The 24,710-nt window shown below is 43.5% G+C and carries 17 protein-coding genes; 11 read left to right on the top strand and 6 right to left on the bottom strand.

Annotation, left to right across the window (positions count from 1 at the left end; genetic code table 11):
- Positions 1-32 precede the first annotated feature (32 nt).
- Both OCV44_RS15405 and OCV44_RS15400 read left to right on the top strand, forming a co-directional pair.
- Entirely contained in the window at positions 33-872 is an 840-nt protein-coding gene (locus OCV44_RS15405; protein WP_009845608.1) for a tetratricopeptide repeat protein, read from the top strand.
- Between the two features lie 147 nt (positions 873-1,019).
- Positions 1,020-2,276: a peptidoglycan DD-metalloendopeptidase family protein gene (locus OCV44_RS15400; RefSeq protein ID WP_139684423.1), complete on the top strand. Its 1,257-nt coding sequence runs from the start codon at positions 1,020-1,022 to the stop codon at positions 2,274-2,276.
- A gap of 100 nt (positions 2,277-2,376) precedes the next feature.
- Here OCV44_RS15400 and OCV44_RS15395 read toward each other — a convergent pair whose 3' ends face one another.
- Together OCV44_RS15395 and OCV44_RS15390 are read right to left on the bottom strand one after the other, a co-directional pair.
- On the bottom strand, positions 2,377-2,697 hold the full coding sequence (locus OCV44_RS15395) for a heavy metal-binding domain-containing protein (protein ID WP_004730185.1): 321 nt from the start codon (positions 2,695-2,697) through the stop codon (positions 2,377-2,379).
- A gap of 58 nt (positions 2,698-2,755) precedes the next feature.
- Positions 2,756-3,682: a LysR substrate-binding domain-containing protein gene (locus OCV44_RS15390; protein WP_139684424.1), complete on the bottom strand. Its 927-nt coding sequence runs from the start codon at positions 3,680-3,682 to the stop codon at positions 2,756-2,758.
- Positions 3,683-3,773: 91 nt separating this feature from the next.
- Between OCV44_RS15390 and OCV44_RS15385 the strand changes: the two genes are divergently transcribed.
- Positions 3,774-4,793 carry a DMT family transporter gene (locus tag OCV44_RS15385; RefSeq protein WP_139684425.1) on the top strand — a complete coding sequence of 340 codons (1,020 nt, stop codon included), beginning with the start codon at positions 3,774-3,776 and terminating at the stop codon, positions 4,791-4,793.
- A 30-nt stretch (positions 4,794-4,823) separates the two neighbouring features.
- Here the strand turns inward: OCV44_RS15385 and OCV44_RS15380 are convergent, their stop codons facing one another.
- Positions 4,824-7,838 (bottom strand): HD domain-containing phosphohydrolase, encoded by a 3,015-nt coding sequence (locus OCV44_RS15380; RefSeq protein WP_139684426.1) that lies wholly within the window; start codon positions 7,836-7,838, stop codon positions 4,824-4,826.
- Positions 7,839-8,185: 347 nt separating this feature from the next.
- Here OCV44_RS15380 and OCV44_RS15375 point away from each other — a divergent pair, with 347 nt between their 5' ends.
- From OCV44_RS15375 to OCV44_RS15355, 5 genes are all read left to right on the top strand, one after another.
- A complete protein-coding gene (locus OCV44_RS15375; protein ID WP_139684427.1) occupies positions 8,186-9,508 on the top strand; it encodes a GGDEF domain-containing protein in 1,323 nt (440 codons plus the stop codon).
- Between the two features lie 156 nt (positions 9,509-9,664).
- Positions 9,665-10,411, top strand: coding sequence for a phosphatase (locus tag OCV44_RS15370; RefSeq protein ID WP_139684428.1), 747 nt, complete (start codon positions 9,665-9,667; stop codon positions 10,409-10,411).
- Positions 10,412-10,577: 166 nt separating this feature from the next.
- On the top strand, positions 10,578-10,973 hold the full coding sequence (locus OCV44_RS15365; RefSeq protein WP_012600383.1) for a cytochrome b562: 396 nt from the start codon (positions 10,578-10,580) through the stop codon (positions 10,971-10,973).
- Between the two features lie 333 nt (positions 10,974-11,306).
- Positions 11,307-11,657: a hypothetical protein gene (locus OCV44_RS15360; protein ID WP_009845601.1), complete on the top strand. Its 351-nt coding sequence runs from the start codon at positions 11,307-11,309 to the stop codon at positions 11,655-11,657.
- Positions 11,658-11,768: 111 nt separating this feature from the next.
- Positions 11,769-13,304 carry a PepSY-associated TM helix domain-containing protein gene (locus tag OCV44_RS15355; protein ID WP_139684429.1) on the top strand — a complete coding sequence of 512 codons (1,536 nt, stop codon included), beginning with the start codon at positions 11,769-11,771 and terminating at the stop codon, positions 13,302-13,304.
- A gap of 113 nt (positions 13,305-13,417) precedes the next feature.
- Here the strand turns inward: OCV44_RS15355 and gloA2 are convergent, their stop codons facing one another.
- Together gloA2 and OCV44_RS15345 are read right to left on the bottom strand one after the other, a co-directional pair.
- Positions 13,418-13,801, bottom strand: a complete 384-nt coding sequence (gene gloA2, locus OCV44_RS15350; protein ID WP_139684430.1) for an SMU1112c/YaeR family gloxylase I-like metalloprotein — start codon at positions 13,799-13,801, stop codon at positions 13,418-13,420.
- A complete protein-coding gene (locus tag OCV44_RS15345; protein WP_004730200.1) occupies positions 13,801-14,733 on the bottom strand; it encodes a LysR family transcriptional regulator in 933 nt (310 codons plus the stop codon). The genes gloA2 and OCV44_RS15345 overlap by 1 nt, the downstream gene beginning before the upstream one ends.
- Positions 14,734-15,288: 555 nt before the next feature.
- On the opposite strand from OCV44_RS15345, the gene OCV44_RS15340 reads away from it, so the two are divergent.
- The 3 genes from OCV44_RS15340 to OCV44_RS15330 all read left to right on the top strand — a co-directional run bounded on the left by OCV44_RS15340 (position 15,289) and on the right by OCV44_RS15330 (position 22,528).
- On the top strand, positions 15,289-16,482 hold the full coding sequence (locus OCV44_RS15340; RefSeq protein ID WP_017098369.1) for a glycine C-acetyltransferase: 1,194 nt from the start codon (positions 15,289-15,291) through the stop codon (positions 16,480-16,482).
- A 109-nt stretch (positions 16,483-16,591) separates the two neighbouring features.
- Positions 16,592-17,623 carry an L-threonine 3-dehydrogenase gene (gene tdh, locus OCV44_RS15335; protein ID WP_009845596.1) on the top strand — a complete coding sequence of 344 codons (1,032 nt, stop codon included), beginning with the start codon at positions 16,592-16,594 and terminating at the stop codon, positions 17,621-17,623.
- Positions 17,624-17,824: 201 nt separating this feature from the next.
- Entirely contained in the window at positions 17,825-22,528 is a 4,704-nt protein-coding gene (locus OCV44_RS15330; protein WP_139685829.1) for a DUF3320 domain-containing protein, read from the top strand.
- A 259-nt stretch (positions 22,529-22,787) separates the two neighbouring features.
- Here OCV44_RS15330 and OCV44_RS15325 read toward each other — a convergent pair whose 3' ends face one another.
- The gene (locus OCV44_RS15325) at positions 22,788-24,710 is read right to left on the bottom strand and encodes a monovalent cation:proton antiporter-2 (CPA2) family protein (protein ID WP_139685830.1); all 1,923 of its coding nucleotides are present in this window, start codon (positions 24,708-24,710) and stop codon (positions 22,788-22,790) included.

Genomic DNA, 24,710 nt, shown 5'->3' with positions numbered 1-24,710 from the left:
AGCCTAAAGATTAAACATATAAGGAATGTATAATGCTTCGAATCTTATTGATTGCAGTTATCTCGGTGTTCAGCACGATGAGTTTTGCAAGCGAAGAGGTTGAGTACTCAGAATTGGACTATTTAGATCGACCGTTGATGGAACGCTATATCTTGGATGAATTGAAGCAGCTAAGAATGGACCAACAAGATCTTGAAAGACGTTTGACTATTCAGATGACCGACCGTGAGCTCGCTGTGGCGGACAAATCGCTGAATTACGCCAACGTGACTGTAACCTATTTTTTCTACATTATTGCGGGTGTCGCTTCACTTATCGCATTAGTTGGGTGGCAATCGCTTAAAGAACTCAAGCACACAACCAAAGAAATGGCTGACCAGCGATTGAATTCTATCGCTCAAGAGTACGAAAAGAAATTTAATGTACTTGAAAGGGATCTAAAGCGTAAGACTCGAATCATCTCAGAGAACAACCGAGAAATCGAAATCATCAATGAAATACACAACTTATGGTTGAGAGCGCAAAATGCTCAAACCGCCGAGCAAAAAATTGAGATTTACGATGAGATCTTAAAAGTCCGCCCTGGTGATTTAGAGGCGCTCACTTATAAAGCTGATGCCGCAATGGACATGCAGGAATACCACTGGGCAATGAGCTTATGTAATCGTGTATTGGAAGTGGATGATCAAAATGCCCATGCCTTGTACCAACGAGCTTGTTCGTATGCAAGATTAGGTGCTGAAGGTCAGGCAATCGACGACTTAGAGCGCTCTATCGAAGCCAGTGGCTCAATGAGAGAACTTCTGGCAGAAGAGCCTGATTTTGAGATGTTGAGAGGTTTAGACCGCTTTGAAGCGCTTTGTGAAGAGTAATTATTTAATGACATGGTGAGCTTCGCACGCTCACCATGCTTTTAATCGTTTTTACGGAACGGTTTCTTACATTTCGCTTATTTTATTGAATTAATTGTTATGTTATAACATCTTAAAAGTTTATTGTAATAACCGTTAAGTATTTTTATGAAGTTCCTCCGCACTGGCCTGATAGTGACTGCTATCAGCGCATTTTCACTTGCTTTATATCTTTCTCTTTCGCCTGAACCACCAGAAGACATCGCTATCAAAATTACACCTTATCAAGGTGCGGTTTCGGCTGATGAGAAGCCATCGAGTTCAGACGTTGAGTCAAGTTCTCTGGTAAGAGTTCATTATTTTGTCAAAGTTGGGGATACACTCAGCAATGTATTTACCTCTTGGAAACTCCCTTACGGAACGGCTCAAAAGATACTTGAGGCCGATCTAGAATCACTGAAACTGGACACGATCAAACCTGGTGATCATCTAGAGCTGTTGTTGGACAGTGAATCTAAGCAGCTAGTCGAATTGATATACCATGAGAGCTTGGTTGAACAGGCGGTCTACACAGAAAATGATGACGGTAGTTTTAGTTATCAGTTCATCGAGACTCCTGGGGAATGGAAAGAAAAACTGTACGCAGGTTCGGTGCAGGGTAGTTTTTCCACGTCAGCTTACAAGGCCGGTTTAACCAGTGCCCAGATAGCCAATATCACTCGAACGCTGAAAGATAAAATTAACTTCTCCAAAGATCTCAGAGCTGGCGACAGCTTTAATGTTTTGGTTAAAGAGCAATACACGGAAGATCACTTAACGGGTAAGACTGAAGTGCAAGGGGTCTCTATCAAGCTACGAAATAGGGAAGTGGCGGCTTTTCTTGCTGCGGATGGACGTTTCTATGACCGAGAAGGGAATAGCCTTGAGCAAGCTTTCAATCGATACCCAATAGACAAACAATTCCGAAGAATCACTTCATCCTTCAACCCATTCCGAAAGCATCCTGTGACTGGACGTGTATCGCCGCATAATGGTACTGATTTCGCAACACCTGTGGGTTCACCCGTTTATTCAACGGGAGACGGTAGGGTTGTGGCACTTCGTGACCACCCTTACGCAGGGAAATACATAGTGATTGAACATAACAGTGTTTACAAAACTCGTTATCTGCATTTGAGTCGATTCTTGGTTAAGAAAGGGCAACAGATTAAGCGTGGGCAGGAAATTGCGTTGTCGGGTGCAACAGGCCGTTTGACAGGGCCTCACTTACATTTTGAAGTGTTGGTACGTGGAAGGGCGGTCGACGCAATGAAAGCAGACCTGCCTTTGGCAAGCTCTATATTACCGAAAGACAAAGGGGCGTTCCTTACTCGAATTGCTTCTTTTGATGAGATCATCTCTGAGCAAGAAGGCAGAACGAGTTAAATTCACTTCAGCCACGGCTTATCCTTATTCCAACCTTCTGGTGATAAACAAACCGAAGGTTGGAATAAGCATTTATGGAATTACATAATTTCAGATTCGATTAAGCGACCACAACTGCTGTGCCGCTGGCTGATACCATCAACATGCCATTACCTGTTCCTAAGACTTCATAATCGATATCGACACCAACCACTGCGTTTGCACCCGCTTCAATCGCTTTCTGCTCTAGCTCTTTGAATGCGTAGTTACGTGCTTTCTCCAGTTCCTTTTCATAGGTGCCAGAACGTCCACCGACGAAGTCGCGAATACCTGAAAACATATCTTTGAAAACATTCACCCCTAGAATGGCTTCTCCGGCGATAACCCCTTTGTAATCGACAATGCGTTTGCCTTCAACAGATTGAGTGGTGGTAATAATCATAATGGCCTCTTGTAAGCTTGATGAGTTGTTACTCGCTGTATGGATTGATAGTTTGGTCTTACTCTTGAACAACATCGCTGAGTTTTGTCTCTGAGCGTGTGAATTCATGCCTCAACCATGTTCTCAGTTTTAGCACACTTTCTTGTTTTAATTTGTTTTTTGGACAAACGAAATAGAAGTCTTGATGGGGGTTAGCCACTGGATCACTAATTTCGACCAACATGCCATGGCTGATGTCATCTTTCACAAACAAGCGGTGAGTGACTAATACACCAAGCGAACGAATGGCAGCCTGTACGGCTTGAATCGAGACATCGAACGTCAAGTTACTGTGGAACGTCGGCATGGGTATTTGGTAATGATCGCACCACACCTGCCAGTCATGCTGTCTTCTTGGATTGAAGACACCAATGGTTGGGTTTTGTTTCACCAGTTGTTCAACGCTTAATCCCATTTGGTTTTTCAATAGTGCCGGGCTGCACACCAATACCAGATCATCGTCACCAAGCTTTTCGCTGTAATATCGGTCCCACTCGCTCGGTTTGCCGTGCACCAGCGCGATGTCCACACCTTCTTGTTCTATGTCGAAAGTGCCCGTTAGCGTGGATATACGAATATCAAGAGAGGGAGCAAAGTTTTGGAATTCCGAGACTCGCGGGATCCACCAGTGCATCGCGAGTGAATTGACCATATTGAGAGTAATGCGGTGGTCGTTAGGCGTTCTGGCCAGTTCTTCGGTTGCTTCTATCACCTGTTCTAATGCTGGCGCGACTTTACGATAATATCGCTTACCTGCGGCATTGAGAACAACACGACGACCCACACGTTGGAACAGCGGCTTATTAACCAGTTGCTCCAATGATTTTATCGCTTGGCTTACCGCTGAATGACTGACGTACAACACACGAGCGGCTTCGGTCATGCTGCCTGTTTCGGCTACAGCAATGAAAGCATAAACGGATTTAAGTGGAACGAGTTTTTTCATTGGTAAGTTTTCCTTACAGTTGTGGTTAATATTACTCGCTATTTTTTATCACGTCACGCCTCTAAAATAACTGTCATAGGAGGTGATAATTATGTCTGATATTACCAAGGCGACGGCTTTCATGTTGTTGTCGACGTTCAGTTTGTCTTTAAGTGGATTAATGGCCAAGTATCTATCGGTATCAATGCCTGTTTCATTATTGAGTTTCGTGCGTTTTTTGTTACCCAGTCTGTTTTTATTCTTATTTTTGATGTTTTACAAAATCACGAAACCTTCACTCGATATGTGGAAACCTTTAGTTATGCGTGCGATTTTTATGGTGGCATGCCAGTGGTGTTTCCTTACGTCTTTGCAAACCCTAACGCTGGTTGAAGGTGTGGTGTTGTTCAGCACTGGCCCTCTGTTCATTCCTTTGTTAGAAAAATTAATGTTTGGAACCAAGATTCATACAACAACAGTGATTTGTTTAGTTGTCACCTTTGTTGGCGTAGTGATGATGGCTGGGGACTGGTCGCAGTTTGAATTTGGCTCAGAGTTCTTTAGGCCAGCGTTGTTGCTGGGGTTATTGGCGGGTGTGTTTAATTCGGGTTCACAAGTGAGTTTGTATCGAGCATCCAAGACTAGCCTGACACCCGCAGAGCTAAACGCGTGGACGTTCTTGGTCGCGGCAATCATTGTGATACCAATGGTTGTGTTTACTTCAGTATCTGCGACTCCAGATGTGCTTGAGAGTGCTGCGGACAATGGAACCTTATCGGGTCTGTTATCTTTTGAAGGCTTACGCTGGATTGGGCTTGGCGCTTTTGGATTGGCTCTATTTACTATTAACACGCAAATCTTCCGCTCGAAAGCGTACAAGTTGGCAGACAGCGGTTCTCAGTTGGCTCCCCTAATTTTTACTAACATGCTGTTCAGTGCGTTATGGCAGAGCTTGTTCTTTGATGATGTGTTTTCAACTCAGCAGTTAATCGGCATCAATTTGATCGTCGTGGCGAGTATAACCAATACTCTATTGGCTAAAAGACACAGCAAAGCAAAAGCCAAGCAAACACCGCGAACCGCTGTGGCTGTAGCAGATGCGGCGGTTTTGGACTCTGCCGTTAAAAGCTAAACATTGTGGCTGAAAACTAAAGACAAAAGCCTAGAACAATGAACGAATGTACTCTTTTACGCGTTCGATATGCTTGTTCTGATCAATCTCGCAGCGTTGGTTCGCTTCAAGGAATCGCTCAGCGTATTTGTCATAGATTTTGTTTTCTAAAAACAGCAAATACAGTTTTGGATCGATATGACCGCTGGTGGCCATGTCGGTCATGATATTGAGTGATTCGCTTAGGAGTTTACCTTTTTTATACGGGCGATCACTGGAGGTGAGCGCCTCGAATACATCGGCAATGGCCATCGCTCTAGACGGTAAAGGTAACTGGTCTTCGTTTAAGCCTCTAGGGTAACCCTTGCCATCGATACGTTCGTGGTGTCCGCTGGCAATGTCAGGAATGTTCTTGAGATAAGATGGGTAAGGGAGCTTGTTGAGCATGGTGAAGGTTTGAATGATATGGTCGTTTATCATGAAGCGTTCTTCGTCGTTTAAGGTACCGCGACGTACTTTCAAATTGTGCAATTCACCTTGGTTGTACTTCACTTCACCTGGCTTGAGTACAAACGCTTCTTGCCACACATCGGCTGGGTTAAAGCCATTATCCCACGGTATTTTATGTTCGGGTTTATCAGCAAGTAGTGGCTCCATCACTGGCAGCGTTTGGTCTTTGTTTGTTGGATTAGCTTCACTCTTCTCAGTGGCTTCTTGCTGCGTGTTAAATCTCTCTTTTTCAGACCAAGATAACCCTAGCTGATCGTCGAGTGTTCGTTTCCATTGGCGCTTGGCTATTCGGTCTAAGCGTTCTAGTTGCTCATCCGTCATCGATTCCCCACCAAGGTTACACTCGGCTACGAAGGCAAACTCTTCATCCAATTCAGACAAACTTTGCTCGAGAACTTTCAGCTGCTCTTCTTGAAGCGCTCCGTTCGCTATGGCTTTCCAGTAGTCGGTTTCAGCCTGTTGTTTTAACAGTTCGAAACGCATTCGCACTTCATGGATTCGGTCGTAAATGGTTTCAAGTTTTGTAGCTTTGTCTACGACATACTCAGGTGTCGTCACCTTGCCACAATCGTGCAACCAAGCAGCCAGCATGAGTTCTTCCCATTGTTTATTATCAAGCGAGAACTGCGGGTAGTAACGGTCGTCGTCTATGGTGGCTTGAGTTAACCATTTGGTCAGTTCAGGAACTCGCTGGCAATGCCCGCCCGTATAAGGCGACTTGGTATCAATCGCAGAGGCAATCAATTCGATAAAGGCATTGAGCATGTCTTTCTGCTGCTGCATTTGGTCAATGTTGTCTTTGGCGATTTCGGCAAAGCTCAGTAGCTCCCTCAAAAATGCATGTTTGTCTGCCTGCATCTTGGTGATTGGTCTTTCGTAGCCAATTGCGACGATACCCACCAACAACTTCTCACGGTTCAATAGTGGGAAAAGGTACAGGTCAGAATTGAATATCGAATCTTGGTAATAGTTAAGAACATTGTCTTCTCGGTTAAGGTGGATGGTCTCGCCAGATTTAAGCTGACACAACAACCAAGGGGTGTGCTTGATGAAGTCATTGATGTCGGCCTTGAAAGGAAGAATGGCGAGATTCGCTGCCGTATCAAACACATCCTTTTCTTCAGATTGAGTAAATAGCACGATGGTTTCAGCTTTGGTAATTAGGTAGCTTTGATGGGCAATGTTCTTGGCTAATATCGAAAACTCCTGATTACCCGCTGTGTCCCGAAGTAGATTAATCAGATCATGAAGCGTGTGCTCCATCAGCTCAATGGAATGGGCGAGGTTAGCCACTTCTTTTATCATGCTCTTAGGGTAATGGGTTCTTCTGAAGTCGAATCGAGCGATGTTGTCAGTCAGTTGCATGAGTGTATTGAGAGGTTGGGATAAGCGATTGGCGACTAACCACACGATACCGAAACAGATAAACAACATACCAATCGCGACCGCAACTTGCTTATCACGCATCGAGATAAGATCAGAAAGCAGATCATTGTGTGGTGTCGCTTCGGCTAAATAAAGGGTGACGTCTTGAGTTAACTCAACGGGCGTTAATGTTAATGCCCAAGTATTTAGGTTGTACTCAATGTTCTTTAGGTTGAGGTTAAATTTCTCTTCATCAGAAATAAGAGGGGCTAAAACAGACGACTTTAAGGCCGCCATTTGATCACGTTTAGGGATGTTGAATAGTTGTTGGCTTTGCTCGTTACCGGATCCTTTATTGTCCCCTACGTTACTGTTGGTGCGGTTGCTTTCACCTTTGGGGCTTAAGTTGGGTATTGCTAAGTCCAGTTGATGTTGACCTAGCAGGTTAAAATGTTGGTCAAACAAAGCCAAGCGACTCTGTGGCGAATAAGCGAGTTGGCTTATCTGAGAGGATAAAGAGTCTAAAGTGAAATCAGCGCCAACCACATGATTACCATCATAAGTTCGCCTTGATAGGGTAATGCCGTTCTTTTTAAGAAAGTAAAACTGGTACGGCTCAGAAAGTTTGATTGTTCCATCGGGTTTAGCGTTACGGAACCAAGGTCGGGTGGTAGGATTAAACTCACTCTCCTGTTGCACAATGCTCAATACCTTATGTGCGCCATCAAGATAAGAGATAAGGTTCTCGCCCTTGAGGTTGATCGTGCTGACCATCATTGTGGCCTTGGCTGGTGCGTTGTTTTCAAGTCTTTGCTTGTTGGTGCTCAGTGGGCGGAAAATCCTAAACTCTCCATCATCAGACCCGTAAAACAGCGCAACTAAATTGGTATTTTGTTTGAATATGATGTCTATCGAGGCAATCCAAGATTCCTGCTCAGTAGCCGAAGTTTGCTGAGAAACAAACGGGCTCACAGCCATCACATTCAAGGTTGTGATAACGGGTGCGATGGCTTGCTTAAATACCGATTCCAGTTTATCGCGATGTTCATTACTGACTTCGCGCACGGTGCCTAAAAGCAGTTCTTGAGAGTGCCGATAACTTATCGAAATCAGTACGGTACCGACAAGAGTGGTCAAAATTAAGAAAAGGCTAGTGATGTGGATACTCAGCGGATATCGTCTTCTTCTCATCTAACACTCCAGTTTGTAGACTGGTTTAAGTATTGACGAACTTGGGTAGGTTGCAAAAAATTGGCGAATTAAGGCGGCGGTACGCGTGCTTCCGATAACTAAGTGAAATGAGAATAAAGCCGTATTTTTAAGTTCTAATGGTCACTTGTGGTTGGTAGGGCATCTTTCCCAGATGCTGGAAAGTCTCTATGCGGGCAATACATATTTAATGTTTTTAATATTACTGACGAGAAACCAAGCTCCATGTGTTTTATCAATTAACCATAATTATGTTAATGTTATCAATTATTTTTCGTATTTATAAAATGTTTAGGTGTTTTATTGTGTTGAGCCAAGAAGGAACAGTAATGACGTTAGAAGCATATATTCTCAATATAGGAATATACTCAATTTTCCCTTTGTATTTTGCTACGTTAAAAAACCGTGTGCGCACAGCTGCATTTTATAACTATCTTAGTATCGTGCTTTTAGTGGGGGGGCTTGCTGGTGCCGTTTATTCCTTTCCTTTATCCGAAGCTTTAAGTATTTCAGGCGGAAATATTGCTTATGGTGCATTCATGATGAGCACTATAATGCTTATTATTATTGAGCGAGATTTTAGCACTTTTAAACACATGTTTCGGTTAGTAGTGATTGTGGATTTGATTGCCTTTGTTGGTTTTAACTTTATGGCTTGGTTGCTGGAGTCGGAATATGTGTTGAACCCTTTTGCAATTCCTTACAGTATCTTTGACGTGTCGTTGAAAGTGCTTGTTCTGGGCGGGGTTTTGATTCTCCTCGAAATATTGTTATTGATGTTTATTTTTACACAAGTAAGTAAGTTCCTTTCCAACCTACCAGCGTTGGCAATCATCTATACGCTCGCATTTGTTTTTATTCTTTGTTTGGATGGCGCCCTGTTTCCTCTTTTAGCTTTCGGCCTAAGCCCGCAGATCGTCCCTATCATATTCGGAAATATAATGGGTAAGTTGCTGATTGCGGCCTGCTATAGCGTCCCAATGCTGATCTTCTACTTTTTGTTTAGGGGGGATTTTACCAAGTTTGTTAGTTCGCCACTATCCATAAAGGATTTGACTAAAGCTCCTAGAAAAGAGTTGCTGGCAACATTGTATCAATATGAGTTGCGTGATGAGCAGTTGCAGAGAGAAAAACAAGATCTTACAAAGATTGCACTTTTTGATGAGCTAACCTCACTTCCCAATAGACGTAAATTTAATCAAACGTTTGAGTCTGAATGGGCTAGATGTGAACGCGAAGGGCAAGCTTTAACCTTAGTGATCGGTGATATTGATTTTTTCAAGCAATATAATGATGCATATGGCCACCATCAAGGAGATGTTTGCCTTAAACAAGTCGCAAAGTTATGGAAGCAAATTTTTAATCGTCCGTCAGACCTTGCTGCTCGTATAGGAGGCGAGGAATTTGCCATTATATTGCCAAGCACATCTATAGAGCAAAGCAGAGCTCGCCTTAATTCATTCTTAACGGTTTTGCACAGTCAACCGATTCCCCATCGTTCCTCACCCATTGCTTCTCATGTAACGATGAGCCTAGGGGTAGCGGAATGCGTTCCGACGAAAAGCACATCACCAAATGATCTGTTTATGCTTGCTGATAAGCGCCTTTACAAAGCAAAGAATAGCGGGAGAAATCAGGTTATTGTCGATTGATTTAATTTTAACAATACTGAATGATGAACAGTATATAATTTCAAATCACTCAGCATCACATTAAGCAGGTGTCTGTTGGGCATTTTTGAAGAAGCTGTATTAGACCAACCCAACTTGAAATTGATTGACTAGACCACACGGTTAAGGCCTTGATTTATGGAACTAAAAGTAGATACCCACACCCACACATACGCAAGTGGTCATGCTTACAGCACGTTGATCGAGAATGCAAAATCGGCAAAACAAAATGGTTTAGCTATGTTTTGTACGACCGACCATTCCGAGTCTATGCCGGGCGCGCCGCACTATTGGTTTTTCAGTAACCAGCGTGTGCTTCCTCGTTTTATTGAAGATGTCGCGATTATTCGTGGTGTTGAGTCCAACATCATGAACACACAGGGTGAAATTGATATTCATCCGAGTGTGGATAAGAACTTGGATTGGGTTATCGCGAGCTTTCATGAGCCAGTATTTCGCCCATCGGATGTCGCTACCCATACAGAGGCTCTCTTGAATGTGATTAAGGGCGGTCGAATCGATGCACTTGGTCATCTAGGAAATCCTAATTTTGATTTCGATTTTGAAGCCGTTATTCAATGTGCAGTTGAGAACAACGTGGCGATTGAAATCAACAACACCACACTCAAAGGCAATAGCCGTGTGGGTAGTGTTGACCGCTGTTATGAGATTGCAAGAATAGCGAAAGAGAAGGGTGCATTTATTACCACAGGTAGCGATGCACATTTCTGTTTAGATGTCGGTGGCTTGGACTTAGTCGCTGCATTGTTAGATGAAGTGGGTGTGGATTCGAGCAAGGTTATTACCCATTCACCTCAGCAATTCCTAGCCTTTTTGGCGTCGCGCGGTCGCCAATCTATCGCCGAGTTTTCGGCATTTGAGTAATGGTTTGCCCGGTACTTGTCAGTAATTAGCTAGCTAGTTTGCATTTCGACACAATCAATTTTTGTACCCGACGGATTTTTGTATACACTAGCCGAAAATAATAAAGTCGAAGTGCCACAATAACGATGGCGCTATCTTCAAAGACATCGCTTCACTTGGAGAAATAATGAAAACTCGCTCAATCCTTTTATCTGGCTTAATCGCTGCTTCAGTATTGTCTGGCAACGCATTTGCTAATGTTGACCTTAAGAAAAACATGCAAGAAATGAAGCTTGCGTTCAAACAAGCGGCAGAAGCTCAAAGCATTGAAGAGATGCAAAAGCCTATCGTTCGTTTAGATACGCTAGTGGCAGAGCTCAAAACGGGTGTTTACCCAATAGAGAAAGAAGATAACTTCATGGAAGGTTTCAAAAAGATCAGTGCATCATTGGATAGCATTGAGCAGAAGCTAGACCAAGGTGACTTAGAGTCGGCACAGCAGGAACTTCGTACTATTGACGGCCTTCGTGAAGAGTACCATGAGAAGCGTAATCCAAGTATTTGGAGCAAGATCTTCGGTTAATTTGCCAATCAATTGAGTTTGCTAGATACGTAACAAAGAGCAAAACCTCAAGATTCGATTTCTAAAACGCTGTCTTACATTACCCTCTTTAGGGGAAGGTGTAAGGCGGCGTTTTTTATTGTCGTTTCTCTAAACAGTTTACTACTATTTTTCTAGACATTTTACTGCTAACTGCTAATAGACGCGTAACATTCTTTTGGCTCTTTGGTTGTAACTAGTTTTTAACTAAAAAGAGTGTGCGTTAGCTTCAATTTTTTAACTTGCTGTTAATCTTTACGTTTACCTATATTCCAAGTCCCTCATAATAAGGGAAATTTATAAAGATTTGGAATAATGCGCCGAACCTCGTTCAACTTCTCCATGTTACTTGCTACAGCATTAAGCTGGGTGCTGGTGACATTAATGCCTGTTATCAATGCTCATGGTAATAGTGCGGGAGTATGGGCGTCGTTATGTACGGTCAATGGCTTTGAACTGGTTCAAATTGAAGAAGGTGAACCTAATACTCATAAAGGAAAGCCGTGTCCCTTTAGCCATTTTTCCACGTTTCACCAAGATGAACTTCCAACTACACTACTGACAACTCGACTGAGTTCTATTGTCTCAGACAGCTACGCTTTTTTGGCTCTAAGCGAACGCTATATGAGGCAAGCCCCGCGCGGCCCTCCCTTTGTTACTGCTTAAACCTAACCCACTAAAATAATTAAAAAATAAAGTATTAAGTAAAGTTAAACATGCTCAAATTACTTTCTGATCTTTCAGAAGGTATGTTTGCGTGTGTCAAAGGAAATAATAATGTTGAGAAATGAATCTCAAACCCCGGCAAAAGCACAAGCAACGTCGCAGTCTGCAAGCAGTGCAGCAACCGGTTCGAAAACCAATATAAAAAGCAAAGACCGCAATAAAACCCTCTACTTCCTCACATGGCGCTGGCACTTCTATGCTGGGCTCTTCGTTATCCCGTTTATGTTAATGCTGAGCATTACAGGCTTGGTGATGCTGTTTGATGATGAAATCGAGTTAGCTTTTCACCACGATGCGATCGAGATAGTTGCATCGGGCGAGCCGATTAAAGTGTCACAACAGTTAGCTGCAGTACAACTTCAATACCCACAAGGTTCTGTTACGCAGCTTGTTCCGAGCAAAGCGCCTGATCTGGCCAACCGTTTTTCGGTAGCACTTGAAGACGGAACATCTGTTTTCGCCACGGTGAATCAATACACGGGCGAAGTGGTCGGAGAAATCCCGCGCAGCGATAGCCTTTATCAACTGGCGAATGACATTCACGGCACTTTATGGATTGGTGATTGGGGTGATTACCTAATTGAAGTCGCAATAAGTTTGTCGATTTTGTTGCTCGTCAGTGGCATTTATTTATGGCTACCGAGAGACAACGCAAGCCGAGCTGGTTTTCTTAAGCTTCGATTTGGTTCAGGAACGCGTATTTTAATGCGTGATCTACATGCGAACATAGGTGGTACGTTATCGCTTATTCTGTTGTTGTTTATTCTATCTGGATTGGCGTGGACTGGTTTTTGGGGCGGTAAGCTTGTTCAAGCATGGAGCACTTTCCCTGCTCAAATGTGGGACGATATTCCTCTGTCTAACGAAACGCATGCGTCTCTTAACCATGGCTCGGAAGAAGAACTTCCATGGAACTTAGAACAAACACCATTGCCTTTGTCTCTAGATAAGCCGTCAGAACACGTCCACCAAGTAGAAGAAACGACTGAATCTCATGATCACTCTAAAATGGGTGAAGACCATTCTGAACATGTATTATCTGCGAGTAATTTCTCGATTGATGATGTGATAGCAAAAGCTCAAGCTCTTGGTTTTACGCAATATAAAGTCAATTTCCCGCGTTCAGAAACGGGCGTTTACACGGTCACAGCCAACACCATGGGCGGCGACATCATAGATCCAACCCAAGATCGCACCACTCACCTAGACCAATATTCTGGACGTATTCTAGGTGAGGTGACATGGCAAGATTACAACTTCATTGCGAAGACGTTAGCCGTCGGTATTTCATTGCATCAAGGTGACATCAGCATCATCAACAAGCTTCTAAACGCCTTGTTCTGCTTGGCGTTCATTGTTGTTTCAGTGACTGGTGGTGTGATGTGGTGGATACGCAGACCTTCCGGCCAAAGAAAGTTGGGAACGCCACCGAAGTTTGGTGATGCAGGTTTATGGAAAGCAGGCTTGGTGACTGTGGTTGTTATTTCGATACTGTTTCCACTCGCGGGTGCAACGATTGTGGCTGCAATGCTATTGGATTGGTTACTGTTTTCACGCGTTGAGAGATTTAAGACAGCGTTGAGTTAACAGGCACACAAACGGACTTTCTCGACTTGAGAAGGTCCGTTTTATTAATCAGATGATCGATTCCTTTGTGAGGAAGACTTTAGACTTGATACAGCTCTAGATTTGATAAAGCTTTAGACCTGATAAAGCTCAAGCGGCAGGCCGTCTGGGTCTGCGAAAAACGTAAATGATTTCCCCGTAAACTCATCAACTCGAATCGGTTCGACTTCAATGCTTTGTTCTTCTAGATAACTTTTGACATGTTGAACGTCATCAACACAAAAGGCTAAATGTCTCAGCCCTTGAGCTTCCGGAAAGCTTGGTCGTTCAGGTGCGTCAGGGAAGCTAAATAATTCTATTTGAGCGCCATCAGGCAGTGCTAAGTCAAGCTTATAAGACTGGCGCGCTTCACGATAATTCTCAGCAATCACTTCAAGCTTTAAAACTTCCGTATAAAAGCGTTTAGAGAATTCGTAGTCTGAGCAAATAATGGCGGCGTGGTGTATTCCTTTCAGCATCAGTTTATTTCTCCTGCCAACTTGTCACCTAAGTGCTCCATCGCGTAATCAATGAATACACGTAGGCGAGCAGGCATGTACTTGGTTTGAGCAAACTGCATCGCGATAGCGCCATGGTAGTTACTCTTGATAGTCCAATCTTCCAGCACTTGCACTACAGAACCTTCAGCCAATGCATCTTGAATGACAAAGTCATGGAAAATACCTACGCCTAGACCTTCTTTCACACCTTTTAGTCGCATTTGCGAATGGTTCACAGCGTAACGTCCGCTGACGGGTACTGTGTAAAACTCATCATCTTTAAGGAAGTCCCAAATGTGGTCTTTATCTGTTTCTGCAAGGTATAAGCAGTCGTGCTCAGAAAGCTCGGTAGGGTGGTGAGGGATTCCTTTGGCATCTAAATAGTCGGGGCTCGCACATAACACGAGGTTTGTTTTTCCAAGTTCTTTCAATACCAAACTCTCGTCAGGTTTGTCGGTAAGGCGAAAGGCAATGTCGATGCCTTGGCGCAATATGTCGATGTCGCCATCGGCGGCTCTTAACTTGAGTTGAATCTCAGGGTACTGATTCAAGAATGGAACAACGAAAGGCTGTAGCACGGAGTTCAAGAAGGCTTCTGGCGCTGCTACCGTTATAGAGCCTGCAGGTTCAGTATGGTCAGAGGTAGAAAGCTCAACCGCTTGTTGCGCCGCATTAATCATGACCACGCTTTGGTCGTATACCAACTGACCGGCCTGCGTGATGATCAATGTACGAGTGGTTCGCTCGAACAGCTTTACTGAGAGCGCTTTTTCTAGCCGTGTGATCAATTTACTCAACGCTGAAGGTGTAACGCCTAGCTGTTTTGCTGCGGCGGTAAAGCTCCCCTCATTCACAACTAAGATAAACGAGGCGAGATCGGGAAGTAGGGCGATGAGTTTTGGGTTAATCATAAGTATCCAGTTGGGCTAGTTTCGACGGTGAGCTTATTGACAATTGTGAGTGATTTACTTTGATTTGTGAATCAATTTCATTAATTACTTGGCGTGATTGCTCTGATTGCTCTGATTGCTCTGATTGCTCTGATTGCTCTGATTGCTTGGTGTGTTTTGCTTTTCATTTCATCGGTTTTCATCTCATCGGTTTTCATCTGTATAGCGGAGTTGCTGATGCACATTCTGAGAGAAGCGGATAATCATCACCATATCGTCCTGAGATGAAAAATAGAGATCTGATATGAAAGTGAAATTAGACCGAAATTGAAGGTGATTTGGCGTTTAAAAGAGCAAGTGAAGGTCGTTAATGTGCCCTGTGTCACTGGGATTAACTATTATTCATGCCTGTAATTCATTAATGTTTTTCCAACTAAAGGGATAATCGAGAAGGGGATGTTCAACTAGAATAGGGGTATAAGTTTTACAGTGTAAATGATCGAATTGAAATCGTTTACATCCCCTACATAATGCGGCGCGCGATGCTGCTGAATAATAATTAGGAAGGAATAGACAATGTCTTCTGCATTTTACCAACAGATTCAAACTCAAATCGAAGAAGTTAAAGAAGAAGGTCTTTACAAGTCTGAGCGCATTATCACTTCTGCACAAAAAGCAGCGGTTTCTATCTCGACTGGTGAAGAAGTACTAAACTTCTGTGCAAACAACTACTTAGGTCTTGCTAACCACCCAGCTCTTATCGAAGCAGCTAAAGATGGTATGGATCAGCACGGTTTTGGCATGGCTTCAGTACGTTTCATCTGTGGTACTCAAGACTCTCACAAAGAACTAGAGCAAAAGCTATCTACGTTCCTTGGTAAAGAAGACACTATCCTTTACACATCTTGCTTTGATGCAAACGCTGGCCTATTCGAAACGATTCTAGGCAAAGAAGACGCAATCATTTCTGATGCTCTAAACCACGCATCTATCATTGATGGTGTTCGTCTGTGTAAAGCAATGCGCTTCCGTTACTCGAACAACAACATGGAAGAGCTAGAGCAGCAACTTATCGCAGCTAAAGAAGCGGGCGCTCGTCACACGCTTATCGTAACTGACGGCGTGTTCTCAATGGACGGCGTAGTCGCTAACCTTCCTGCTATCTGTGACCTTGCTGATAAGTACGGCGCACTAGTGATGGTTGATGACTCTCACGCAGTTGGCTTCATGGGCGAAAACGGCGCAGGTACTCACGAGTTCCACAACGTTGTTGACCGTATCGACATCATCACAGGTACGCTTGGTAAGGCAATGGGTGGCGCTTCAGGCGGTTACACTTCTGGTAAGAAAGAAGTAATCGACTGGTTACGTCAGCGTTCTCGTCCATACCTATTCTCTAACTCTGTTGCTCCTGCAATCGTATCGGCGTCTATCCGCGTTCTAGATCTTCTAGCGGAATCTGGCGACCTACGTATTCAACTATGGGAAAACTCTGCTCACTTCCGTACTCGTATGGAAGCTGCGGGCTTCACTATGGGCGGTGCTGACCACGCAATCATCCCAATCATGCTGGGTGATGCAAAAGTTGCGGCTGAATTCGCAGAGCGCGCACTAGAGAAAGGCATCTACGTGGTAGGTTTCTCTTTCCCAGTAGTACCAAAAGGCGCAGCTCGTATCCGTACGCAAATGTCTGCTGCGCACTCTCGTGAGCAACTGGATCGCGCAATTGATGCGTTCATCCAAGTTGGTAAAGACATGGCTATCATCTAATTTTAAAGGGGTGCCTTTGCATCCTTTGATTAGATAGAACAACACCCAATAGAACATATAGATTTTTGATTCTCGCCTTACTGTTAGGCGAGATGAACTGGATAACATTATGAAAATTAAAGCACTTTCTAAGCTTAAGCCTGAAGAAGGCATCTGGATGACCGAGGTTGAAAAACCTGAAATGGGTCATAATGATCTTCTTATTCGTATTAAGAAAACTGCAATTTGTGGTACAGACGTACATATCTACAACTGGGATGAGTGGTCACAAAACACAATTCCAGTACCTATGGTAGTAGGTCACGAATACGTGGGCGAAGTTGTTGGCATCGGCCAAGAAGTTCGTGGTTTTGAAATCGGCGACCGTGTATCTGGCGAAGGTCACATCACATGTGGTCACTGCCGTAACTGTCGTGGCGGCCGTACTCACCTTTGTCGTAACACAACAGGTGTTGGTGTAAACCGCACTGGTGCGTTCTCTGAGTTCCTTGTGATCCCTGCGTTCAACGCATTTAAGATCCCAGCAGAAATCTCTGACGATCTAGCATCAATCTTTGACCCGTTTGGTAACGCAGTACACACAGCGCTTTCTTTCGACCTAGTAGGCGAAGACGTGCTAATTACTGGTGCTGGTCCAATTGGTATCATGGCTGCTGCTGTTGCTAAGCACGTTGGTGCTCGTCACGTTGTCATTACTGACGTAAACGAATACCGCCTAGACCTTGCTCGTCAAATGGGTGTAACTCGTGCAGTAAACGTGATGGAAGAGAAACTTGAAGACGTAATGTCTGATCTTGGTATGACAGAAGGCTTCGACGTAGGCCTAGAAATGTCTGGTAACCCATCAGCGTTCAACAGCATGCTGACTAACATGAACCACGGCGGTAAGATTTCTCTGCTAGGTATTCCACCATCAGACATGGCAGTAGACTGGAACCAAGTAATCTTCAAAGGTTTGGTTATCAAAGGTATCTACGGTCGTGAGATGTTCGAAACGTGGTACAAGATGGCTTCACTAATCCAGTCAGGTCTAGATCTAACACCAATCATTACTCACCACTACAAAGTGGACGACTTCCAGAAAGGCTTCGACATGATGCGTTCTGGTATGTCAGGTAAAGTAATTCTTGATTGGGAATAATCTTTAACTGATTAACAAGATATTAGAAAGGCGACAGTTATTACTGTCGCCTTTTTTGTATTTTCGTCATGGCTAACACGGTAAGCTTTGTACTGACGGAACATATTTTTACTTTTCAGAAAAGTTAAATTGATCTGGTTTATATAAACAGGCGGAACGATTGGTATAGAATGCGATTAATTGAACTGCGAGCTAAAAAAGATGAACTCAAATCTTAAAGATATTTTTGATAAAAGCCGTCAAGAACTCCTTGATATGGGGCTTAGAGGGAATACATTACTTAATGTCGGCAAGGGAGCCAAAACTTTAGATATTGTTGATGAAAAGTCTGAACAAGTGTTTAAGCTCTTGGTTGGAGAATCAAAAACAATGTCATTTCTTTCTGCTCCAGATTCTCTGGATACAGAAGACAACAAGTCGATATCTTTAACTGATTTGACGACCCATCTTGAAGAAAGAAATGGTGATAAGAGGCATTCAGATAATGCCTTACAAACCCAATTATTCAGAAAGTCCTTAGACACCCGATTACTAAAGTTAAGCACAGAAGCCACTACATTTGTGCAAGAGCAGGGGGTTGACCTTCTTTATCTTGCGATGGGGTTCGTTAAGTGGTTTGAAGATGATAATTCAGACAAGCCTAGATACGCTCCTTTAGTGCTAGTACCTGTCGAAATTTTTAGAGCAGATGCGGGTGATACATACAAAATTCGCTACACAGAAAATGAGTTAGGAACAAACCTAACGCTTGCAGCAAAACTTAAAATGGAATTTGGTACTATACTCCCCGACCTTGAAGAAGGCGAAGATGGCTATGACTATCAAGGCTATTTAGATTTAGTGTCTACAGCTATCTCAGGCGAGAGACGTTGGTCAGTAGAGAGTGATAAAATTGTTTTAAGCTTCTTTTCTTTTGGTAAGTTCCAGATGTACCAAGACTTATCAGATGAAGTATGGCCTGAAGGTAAGAAGCCGTCAGAAAATGCACTGATTCAAAAGTTGTTTACTGAAGATTTTGAAAGTGATTCAACTTTGCTTGATTCAACACCGATGGACGTAAACCGTGTCGAAGAAGTCCAACTTGTTTTAGATTCTGATTCAAGCCAGACAGAGGCGGTGTTAGCTGCAAGAACAGGTGCTAACCTTGTTATTCAAGGCCCCCCAGGTACGGGTAAATCTCAAACGATTACTAACATCATTTCTCAAGCTTTAGCTGATAATAAAAAAGTGCTGTTTGTCGCTGAAAAAATGGCAGCTCTCGATGTCGTAAAGCGCCGCCTAGACAACTGTCATATCGGTGATTCTGTTTTAGAGTTGCACTCTCATAAAGCAAACAAGAAGTCAGTACTTTCATCTTTAGAAAATACACTGCTGCAACACGCTCCAATCACGCCAGAACGAAGTGAAGATATTGATCGCTTAGTCTCATTACGTAATAAGTTAGATGATTACTGTCAGTCGATTAATGAAAGTATTGCTAATACGGAAGTGAGCTATCACGATGCGCTCGGTTATAGATCTCAGCTTGAGCGTATCATTATCGAAGCCTCAATCGCGACAGGTGATCTACCCAGTAAAGATTTTGATTTGAACGTATGGGACAAGAGCTACTACTTGTCTGCTTTAGCAAAGATAACGGAAGTTGTTGATTATTTGGCTGAACATAATGCTCCAAGCTTAAATTTGTTCTCATCAACAAGCCTTACCGATTATTCACCTGCTGATGATAAGTTGGCTCAAAATTTGGTTTCCGAACTCAAGAGCACACAAGAAAAAATCATAACCCAAATTACAAAGCTTCACTCTTGTGCTGATTATGTAACACCGATCACCAATTACACTGATTGTGTATCAGTATTTGAAGGTTTATCTCTCATTGCAGATAGACCAGAGCTTGAAAGTGTCGATGCGAACTCTTCTGCTTGGGAGTCTAAAGGCGATGTAATACTCGATTTTGCTCTTCAAGGTGCGACACTTCAGGACCAAAAATCTGAGTTATCGACTCATTTTGTGGATAACGCTTTAGATTATGATTGGATACCTATTCGTGGCTCGCTTCTTACTACTGGTCAGAAATGGTGGCGCTTCCTATCTGGCGACTATCGCCAAGCAAAAAGCACTTATACAGGGATGTGTAAGAGTGGCTTGGTTGGCGGGGCGAGCGATTGGATTGAGAAAATTGATACCGTGCTCAAATATCGCTCGACACAAAAGCATTTTGTTGAATCTGCTCAGCTTGCTATTGATACCATCGGTAGCCACTTCAAAAGTGAAAGCACTGACTGGAAAGCTATCTTAAAACCGCTTCAGTGGGTTAACCAATGCCATGTAGGAATAAAGTCTGGCTCGCTTGATAGTAGTCTGGCTCAGTACTTAGACCCATCAAAGGAAATTGGCTTTTCAACCATCGAACTCGAGCAAGTAAAAGAGTTAATCAGTCAGCGTAATGAGGTCATGGGTCAGTTGGCTTCTTTACTCCAGCTAGACTTGGCGAATTTTATCGTTCGATGTGACTCTCTACCTTGTGATGGTGTTGAGTTATTCGATACTGATCTTCAAAAATTTTACCCTTTAACCCGCTTTAATCGCTTAGCTTCAGAGCTAGACAGTGTTGGGCTTTGTGACTGGAGAAAGAAAGCATTTGTATGGTCAGACACACCTACTTTAATTCGTGATTGTTTCAAGTTTACGTTTTATAGCGCATTGGTTGAACACCAGTATGATTCACGAGATGAGATCCGCTACTTCGATCGTGTAGAGCACGAAAAGCAGATTGAGCAGTTTAGCGCTATTGATGGTCAATTGTTTCACTTTGCTCAAGAAACCTTAGTGAAACAACTTTATGACAATCTACCGAATCCGTCAGCAAGAGGTGAGGTAGAAACGTTAAGACGTGAGTTCAATAAGAAACGCCGTCAGATGCCAATTAGACGCTTGCTTAATAAATCAGGTCGTGTGATCCAGCAGACCAAGCCAGTGTTTATGATGAGTCCTATGTCGATTGCAACTTACTTAGAGCCAGGAGTTGTTGAGTTTGATTTAGTTATCTTCGATGAAGCCTCACAAGTTAAAGTTGCTGATGCGCTTGGAGCTATCATGCGTGGCAAACAAGTTATCGTGGTAGGTGATACCAAGCAAATGCCACCAACAAGTTTCTTTGGTAAGCAATTAGTCTTGGATGATGAAGATGCAGAAGAAAGCGTTACAGCAGATATGGAAAGTATTCTGGGAATGTTCTTAGCATCAGGGACTCCAGAGAAAATGCTGAAATGGCACTATCGTAGTCGCCATGAATCCTTGATTGCGGTGTCTAACCAAGAGTTTTACGACAACAAGTTGATGATTTTCCCGTCATCGGGCATCAACCCTCATGCAAAAGGCTTAAGCCTTAACTACTTGCCAAATACTACGTACGATCGTGGTGGTTCAAGAAGCAATATGGGCGAAGCCGCAGCGGTTGCAGAGGCCGTGATTAGACACGCAAAGACAACACCAAATCAAACATTAGGTGTTGTTGCATTCAGTACTGCTCAGCGTGATGCCATCCTTCTAGAGGTTGAGCGATTAAGAAAGACGAATCCAGACCTAGAACATTTCTTCGGAGAGCATGAAGAAGGAGAAGATTTCTTCGTTAAAAACCTTGAGAACGTGCAGGGTGATGAGCGTGATACCATTTATATCAGCATTGGATATGGTAAAACGAACGAAGGCCGCTTACCCATGAGTTTTGGCCCACTAAACAGTGATGGTGGTGAGCGAAGACTCAATGTTCTTATTTCTCGTGCTCGTATGTGTATGGAGGTGTTTAGTAACTTCAAAGGTGATGAAATGCCAACGACGGATGCATCTCCCTTTGGCGTTAGAGCGTTAAAGAACTTCTTACATTATGCAGAAACAGGTGATTTAGTTAAGAGAGAAGAAACAGGCAAAGGACCTGATTCGCCGTTTGAAGAAGAAGTTATATCATCAATTCGCTCTTTGGGTTATCAAGTTCAGCCGCAGGTAGGTTGTGCAGGCTTTTACATTGATATTGCTGTCCGAGATCCAAATAAGCCAGGTCGTTATATGCTTGCAGTAGAGTGTGATGGTGCGACATATCACAGTTCGAAAAGTGCTAGAGATCGTGACCGTATTCGTCAAAGTGTGCTTGAAGGACTTGGCTGGCGCTTCCATCGTATTTGGAGTACTGATTGGTTCCGTAATCGACATAAAGAGACGGAAAGACTTGATGACGCCATCAAGTCTACGATTGCGTATTATGAAGCCTACGATTCAGAGCCTGTTGCTAAAGAGGCTATAAAATCAAAGCCAAAAGCTGCGATTGAAAGAGTCGAAGTTGAACATCAGTCATCAGCCGCTGTGTATCAAACATTCCCAATAGAGCAATTGAGCTTGAGTCTTGGAGATCTTATTCCAGATGTTAGAACAGCAACGTTAGCGGAGGATATTCTGAAGGTAGTAAAGCTTGAGTCGCCAATTCATGTGAAACAGCTAAGCATTCGTTTGTTGTCTGCGGTTGGCAGTTCACGAAGTGGTGCTCGTATCAATCGTGCGATTCTTGATGGAATAAGCTTACTCAACAGACAAGGGAGTATTGAGCTAGACGGTGAGTTTATTATAGCTAAGAGCTACGATGAAATTACGATTCGCAATCGATCTGAATTGCCATCAAATGAACGAAAGTACGATTTAATTTATGACGGTGAAATTGCAAAAGCAGCAGTAGATACTGTTAAGGACACTTTCTCTATATCGTGCGATGATCTGATAAAATCAGTGACTGAAGTGTTAGGTTTCTCTATGACGAGTAAAGCCATGAAGGTAAGAACTGAAGCAATACTGTTAGAGCAAGTTAACTCAGGACACTTGACCGCTCAAGGTGATGTTATCCAAGCCTCAACATGATGCTCTTTAGTCTGTCAGGTAAAATAATCCTAGATTTAGGATAAGCTTTAGTTGATCAACAATTACAAAGGCGACAGTGAAAACTGTCGCCTTTTCGTTTTTGGATCTCACTAAAATGGGCGACATGCTCAAGGAACAGTCACCCATAGAACGTCTTACTTTGGTGAGTTCCTAACCCATGCAGTAGCGATTGGATTAGATGAAGAATTACCTAAGTTAGCTCGGCTACCGACAGCCATCAAGAATGACTGAGTCCCGTTTAGCTTTCTTCTTCCTCAAAGCCATCTGCATAGCCTTTTGGTGGCGGTGTCCAACCTCGTTCGGAGTGAGAGTGCTTGTCTGAACGGTCTTTTTTCATATCTTCTTTCATTGCTTCTTCAAGGTGAATAAAGATTTGTCGGTAGTTGTTGTCGTAGCGCGGGTTCTCTTCTGCCTCAGACCAAGCTTGGTAAAGCTTTTCAGACTTACGGCTTTCAACACGTTGATACGTCGATTTTTGCTGTTCGACGAAGAATGGGTGATGACCTAAAGAACGCAAGGCTTCTGCGCCCATTTCAAGTGCCGAGTGGTACGTTTCTGAGACTACAGAATCTGCACCGGCTTCTCGTAGGCGGTAACTGTGACCACGGTCGAACGCACGCGCTAAGATTTTCACGTTAGGGTAGGTGTGTTTAACGTACTTAACCAACTCAACGCTTGAGTCTTGGTTATCGATCGCGACGACAAGCATTGCCGCTTCTTCGATACCTGCGGTGTGCAATAAGTCATGACGAGTGGCATCACCAAAGTAAGATTTGATATTGATGGAGCGTAACAAATCTACTTGGTTGGCTTGGTGATCCAAAACCACAGTATTGACATCATTCGACACCAATAAGCGGTTAACAATCTGACCAAAGCGACCAATACCCGCAATGATGACGGTGCCTTTTTCTTCGATAGTATCGGCTTCTCGATCGTTAGATTTTTGTTCGTAACGAGGAAGTATTACTTTATCAAATAGAATGAATAAACCTGGTGTTAGGAACATTGAAAGAGCAACAACCAGCGACAGAGTTTGGACTATATCCGCGGGCAATACGTGGTTTTGAGCCGAGAAGCTCAGTAGTACAAACCCAAATTCACCGGCTTGCGCCAAGCTCAATGTAAACAACCATCGGTCGCTATTTTTGATTTTAAAGATCAGCGCCAGTGTGAACAGAACTGATGCTTTGAGTGCCATTACGCCAAGCGTTAAGCCAATGATGAGCACAAAATCATTAAACAGAACACCAAAATCGATTCCAGCACCTACCGTAATGAAGAATAAACCAAGCAACAGCCCTTTGAATGGGTCAATGTTGGATTCCAGTTCGTGTCTGAACTCGCTGTTAGCCAAAACTACACCGGCAAGGAAGGTACCCAAAGCCGGCGAGAGACCGACCAGGCTCATCAGCGCAGCAATGCCAATAACCAACATCAGTGCGGTTGCAGTGAAGATCTCTCGCAGGCCAGAGCTTGCAACAAAGCGGAAGAGGGGACGACTTAGATAATGTCCACCCACAACCACGATGGCGATGGAAGCGGTAATAACAAGGCCATATGCCCAACTAGGTAGCCCTGCAACTAAACTTAACTCATCGTGATGTGCTGCGGTTTCTGCTGCACTCTCTGCTAAGGCTACCAGTTCAGGAAGAGCAAGTAGAGGAATGAACGCCAACATTGGAATAACGGCAATATCTTGGAACAGTAGTACTGAGAAAGCGTTTTTGCCGCCTTCTGTTTTAGACAACCCTTTTTCATTGAATGTTTGTAGAACAATCGCGGTTGATGACAGTGCGAAGATCAAACCTATGGTGAGCGCGATCGTCCAAGGTTGTTCAAAGAACAGAGCAATACCCATGACTATCGCGGTCGTACCACCAATTTGCAGGCCACCCAGTCCCATAAGACGGTTTCTCATTGCCCAAAGCATCTTAGGCTCAAGTTCCAGCCCAACTAAGAACAACATCATCACCACGCCGAATTCAGCAAAGTGTTGAATCGTTGTGGTCTCTTCGCCTACTAAGCCGATAATTGGACCAATCACAACACCAGCAATCAGGTAGCCAAGCACTGAACCGAGGCCAAGCCTCTTGGCGATAGGGACGGCGATGACTGCTGCTAGCAAATAGATAAATGCTTGTAGAAAGTATCCTGTCAT

Origin of the sequence: Vibrio tasmaniensis (assembly GCF_024347635.1) — a bacterium.
Taxonomy (GTDB): Bacteria; Pseudomonadota; Gammaproteobacteria; order Enterobacterales; family Vibrionaceae; genus Vibrio; species Vibrio tasmaniensis.
The sequence above is the reverse complement of the archived record's forward strand: the minus strand, read 5'-3'. Positions and strand labels throughout refer to the sequence as shown.

Coding starts and splice junctions, on each gene's coding strand:
- OCV44_RS15395 (WP_004730185.1), bottom strand. CDS start 2,697: ATGATTATTACCACCACTCAATCTGTTGAAGGCAAACGCATTGTCGAT.
- OCV44_RS15375 (WP_139684427.1), top strand. CDS start 8,186: ATGACGTTAGAAGCATATATTCTCAATATAGGAATATACTCAATTTTC.
- OCV44_RS15345 (WP_004730200.1), bottom strand. CDS start 14,733: ATGATTAACCCAAAACTCATCGCCCTACTTCCCGATCTCGCCTCGTTT.
- OCV44_RS15380 (WP_139684426.1), bottom strand. CDS start 7,838: ATGAGAAGAAGACGATATCCGCTGAGTATCCACATCACTAGCCTTTTC.
- OCV44_RS15330 (WP_139685829.1), top strand. CDS start 17,825: ATGAACTCAAATCTTAAAGATATTTTTGATAAAAGCCGTCAAGAACTC.
- gloA2 (WP_139684430.1), bottom strand. CDS start 13,801: ATGCTGAAAGGAATACACCACGCCGCCATTATTTGCTCAGACTACGAA.
- OCV44_RS15340 (WP_017098369.1), top strand. CDS start 15,289: ATGTCTTCTGCATTTTACCAACAGATTCAAACTCAAATCGAAGAAGTT.
- OCV44_RS15325 (WP_139685830.1), bottom strand. CDS start 24,710: ATGACAGGATACTTTCTACAAGCATTTATCTATTTGCTAGCAGCAGTC.
- OCV44_RS15400 (WP_139684423.1), top strand. CDS start 1,020: ATGAAGTTCCTCCGCACTGGCCTGATAGTGACTGCTATCAGCGCATTT.
- OCV44_RS15360 (WP_009845601.1), top strand. CDS start 11,307: ATGCGCCGAACCTCGTTCAACTTCTCCATGTTACTTGCTACAGCATTA.
- tdh (WP_009845596.1), top strand. CDS start 16,592: ATGAAAATTAAAGCACTTTCTAAGCTTAAGCCTGAAGAAGGCATCTGG.
- OCV44_RS15405 (WP_009845608.1), top strand. CDS start 33: ATGCTTCGAATCTTATTGATTGCAGTTATCTCGGTGTTCAGCACGATG.
- OCV44_RS15385 (WP_139684425.1), top strand. CDS start 3,774: ATGTCTGATATTACCAAGGCGACGGCTTTCATGTTGTTGTCGACGTTC.
- OCV44_RS15365 (WP_012600383.1), top strand. CDS start 10,578: ATGAAAACTCGCTCAATCCTTTTATCTGGCTTAATCGCTGCTTCAGTA.
- OCV44_RS15355 (WP_139684429.1), top strand. CDS start 11,769: ATGTTGAGAAATGAATCTCAAACCCCGGCAAAAGCACAAGCAACGTCG.
- OCV44_RS15370 (WP_139684428.1), top strand. CDS start 9,665: ATGGAACTAAAAGTAGATACCCACACCCACACATACGCAAGTGGTCAT.
- OCV44_RS15390 (WP_139684424.1), bottom strand. CDS start 3,682: ATGAAAAAACTCGTTCCACTTAAATCCGTTTATGCTTTCATTGCTGTA.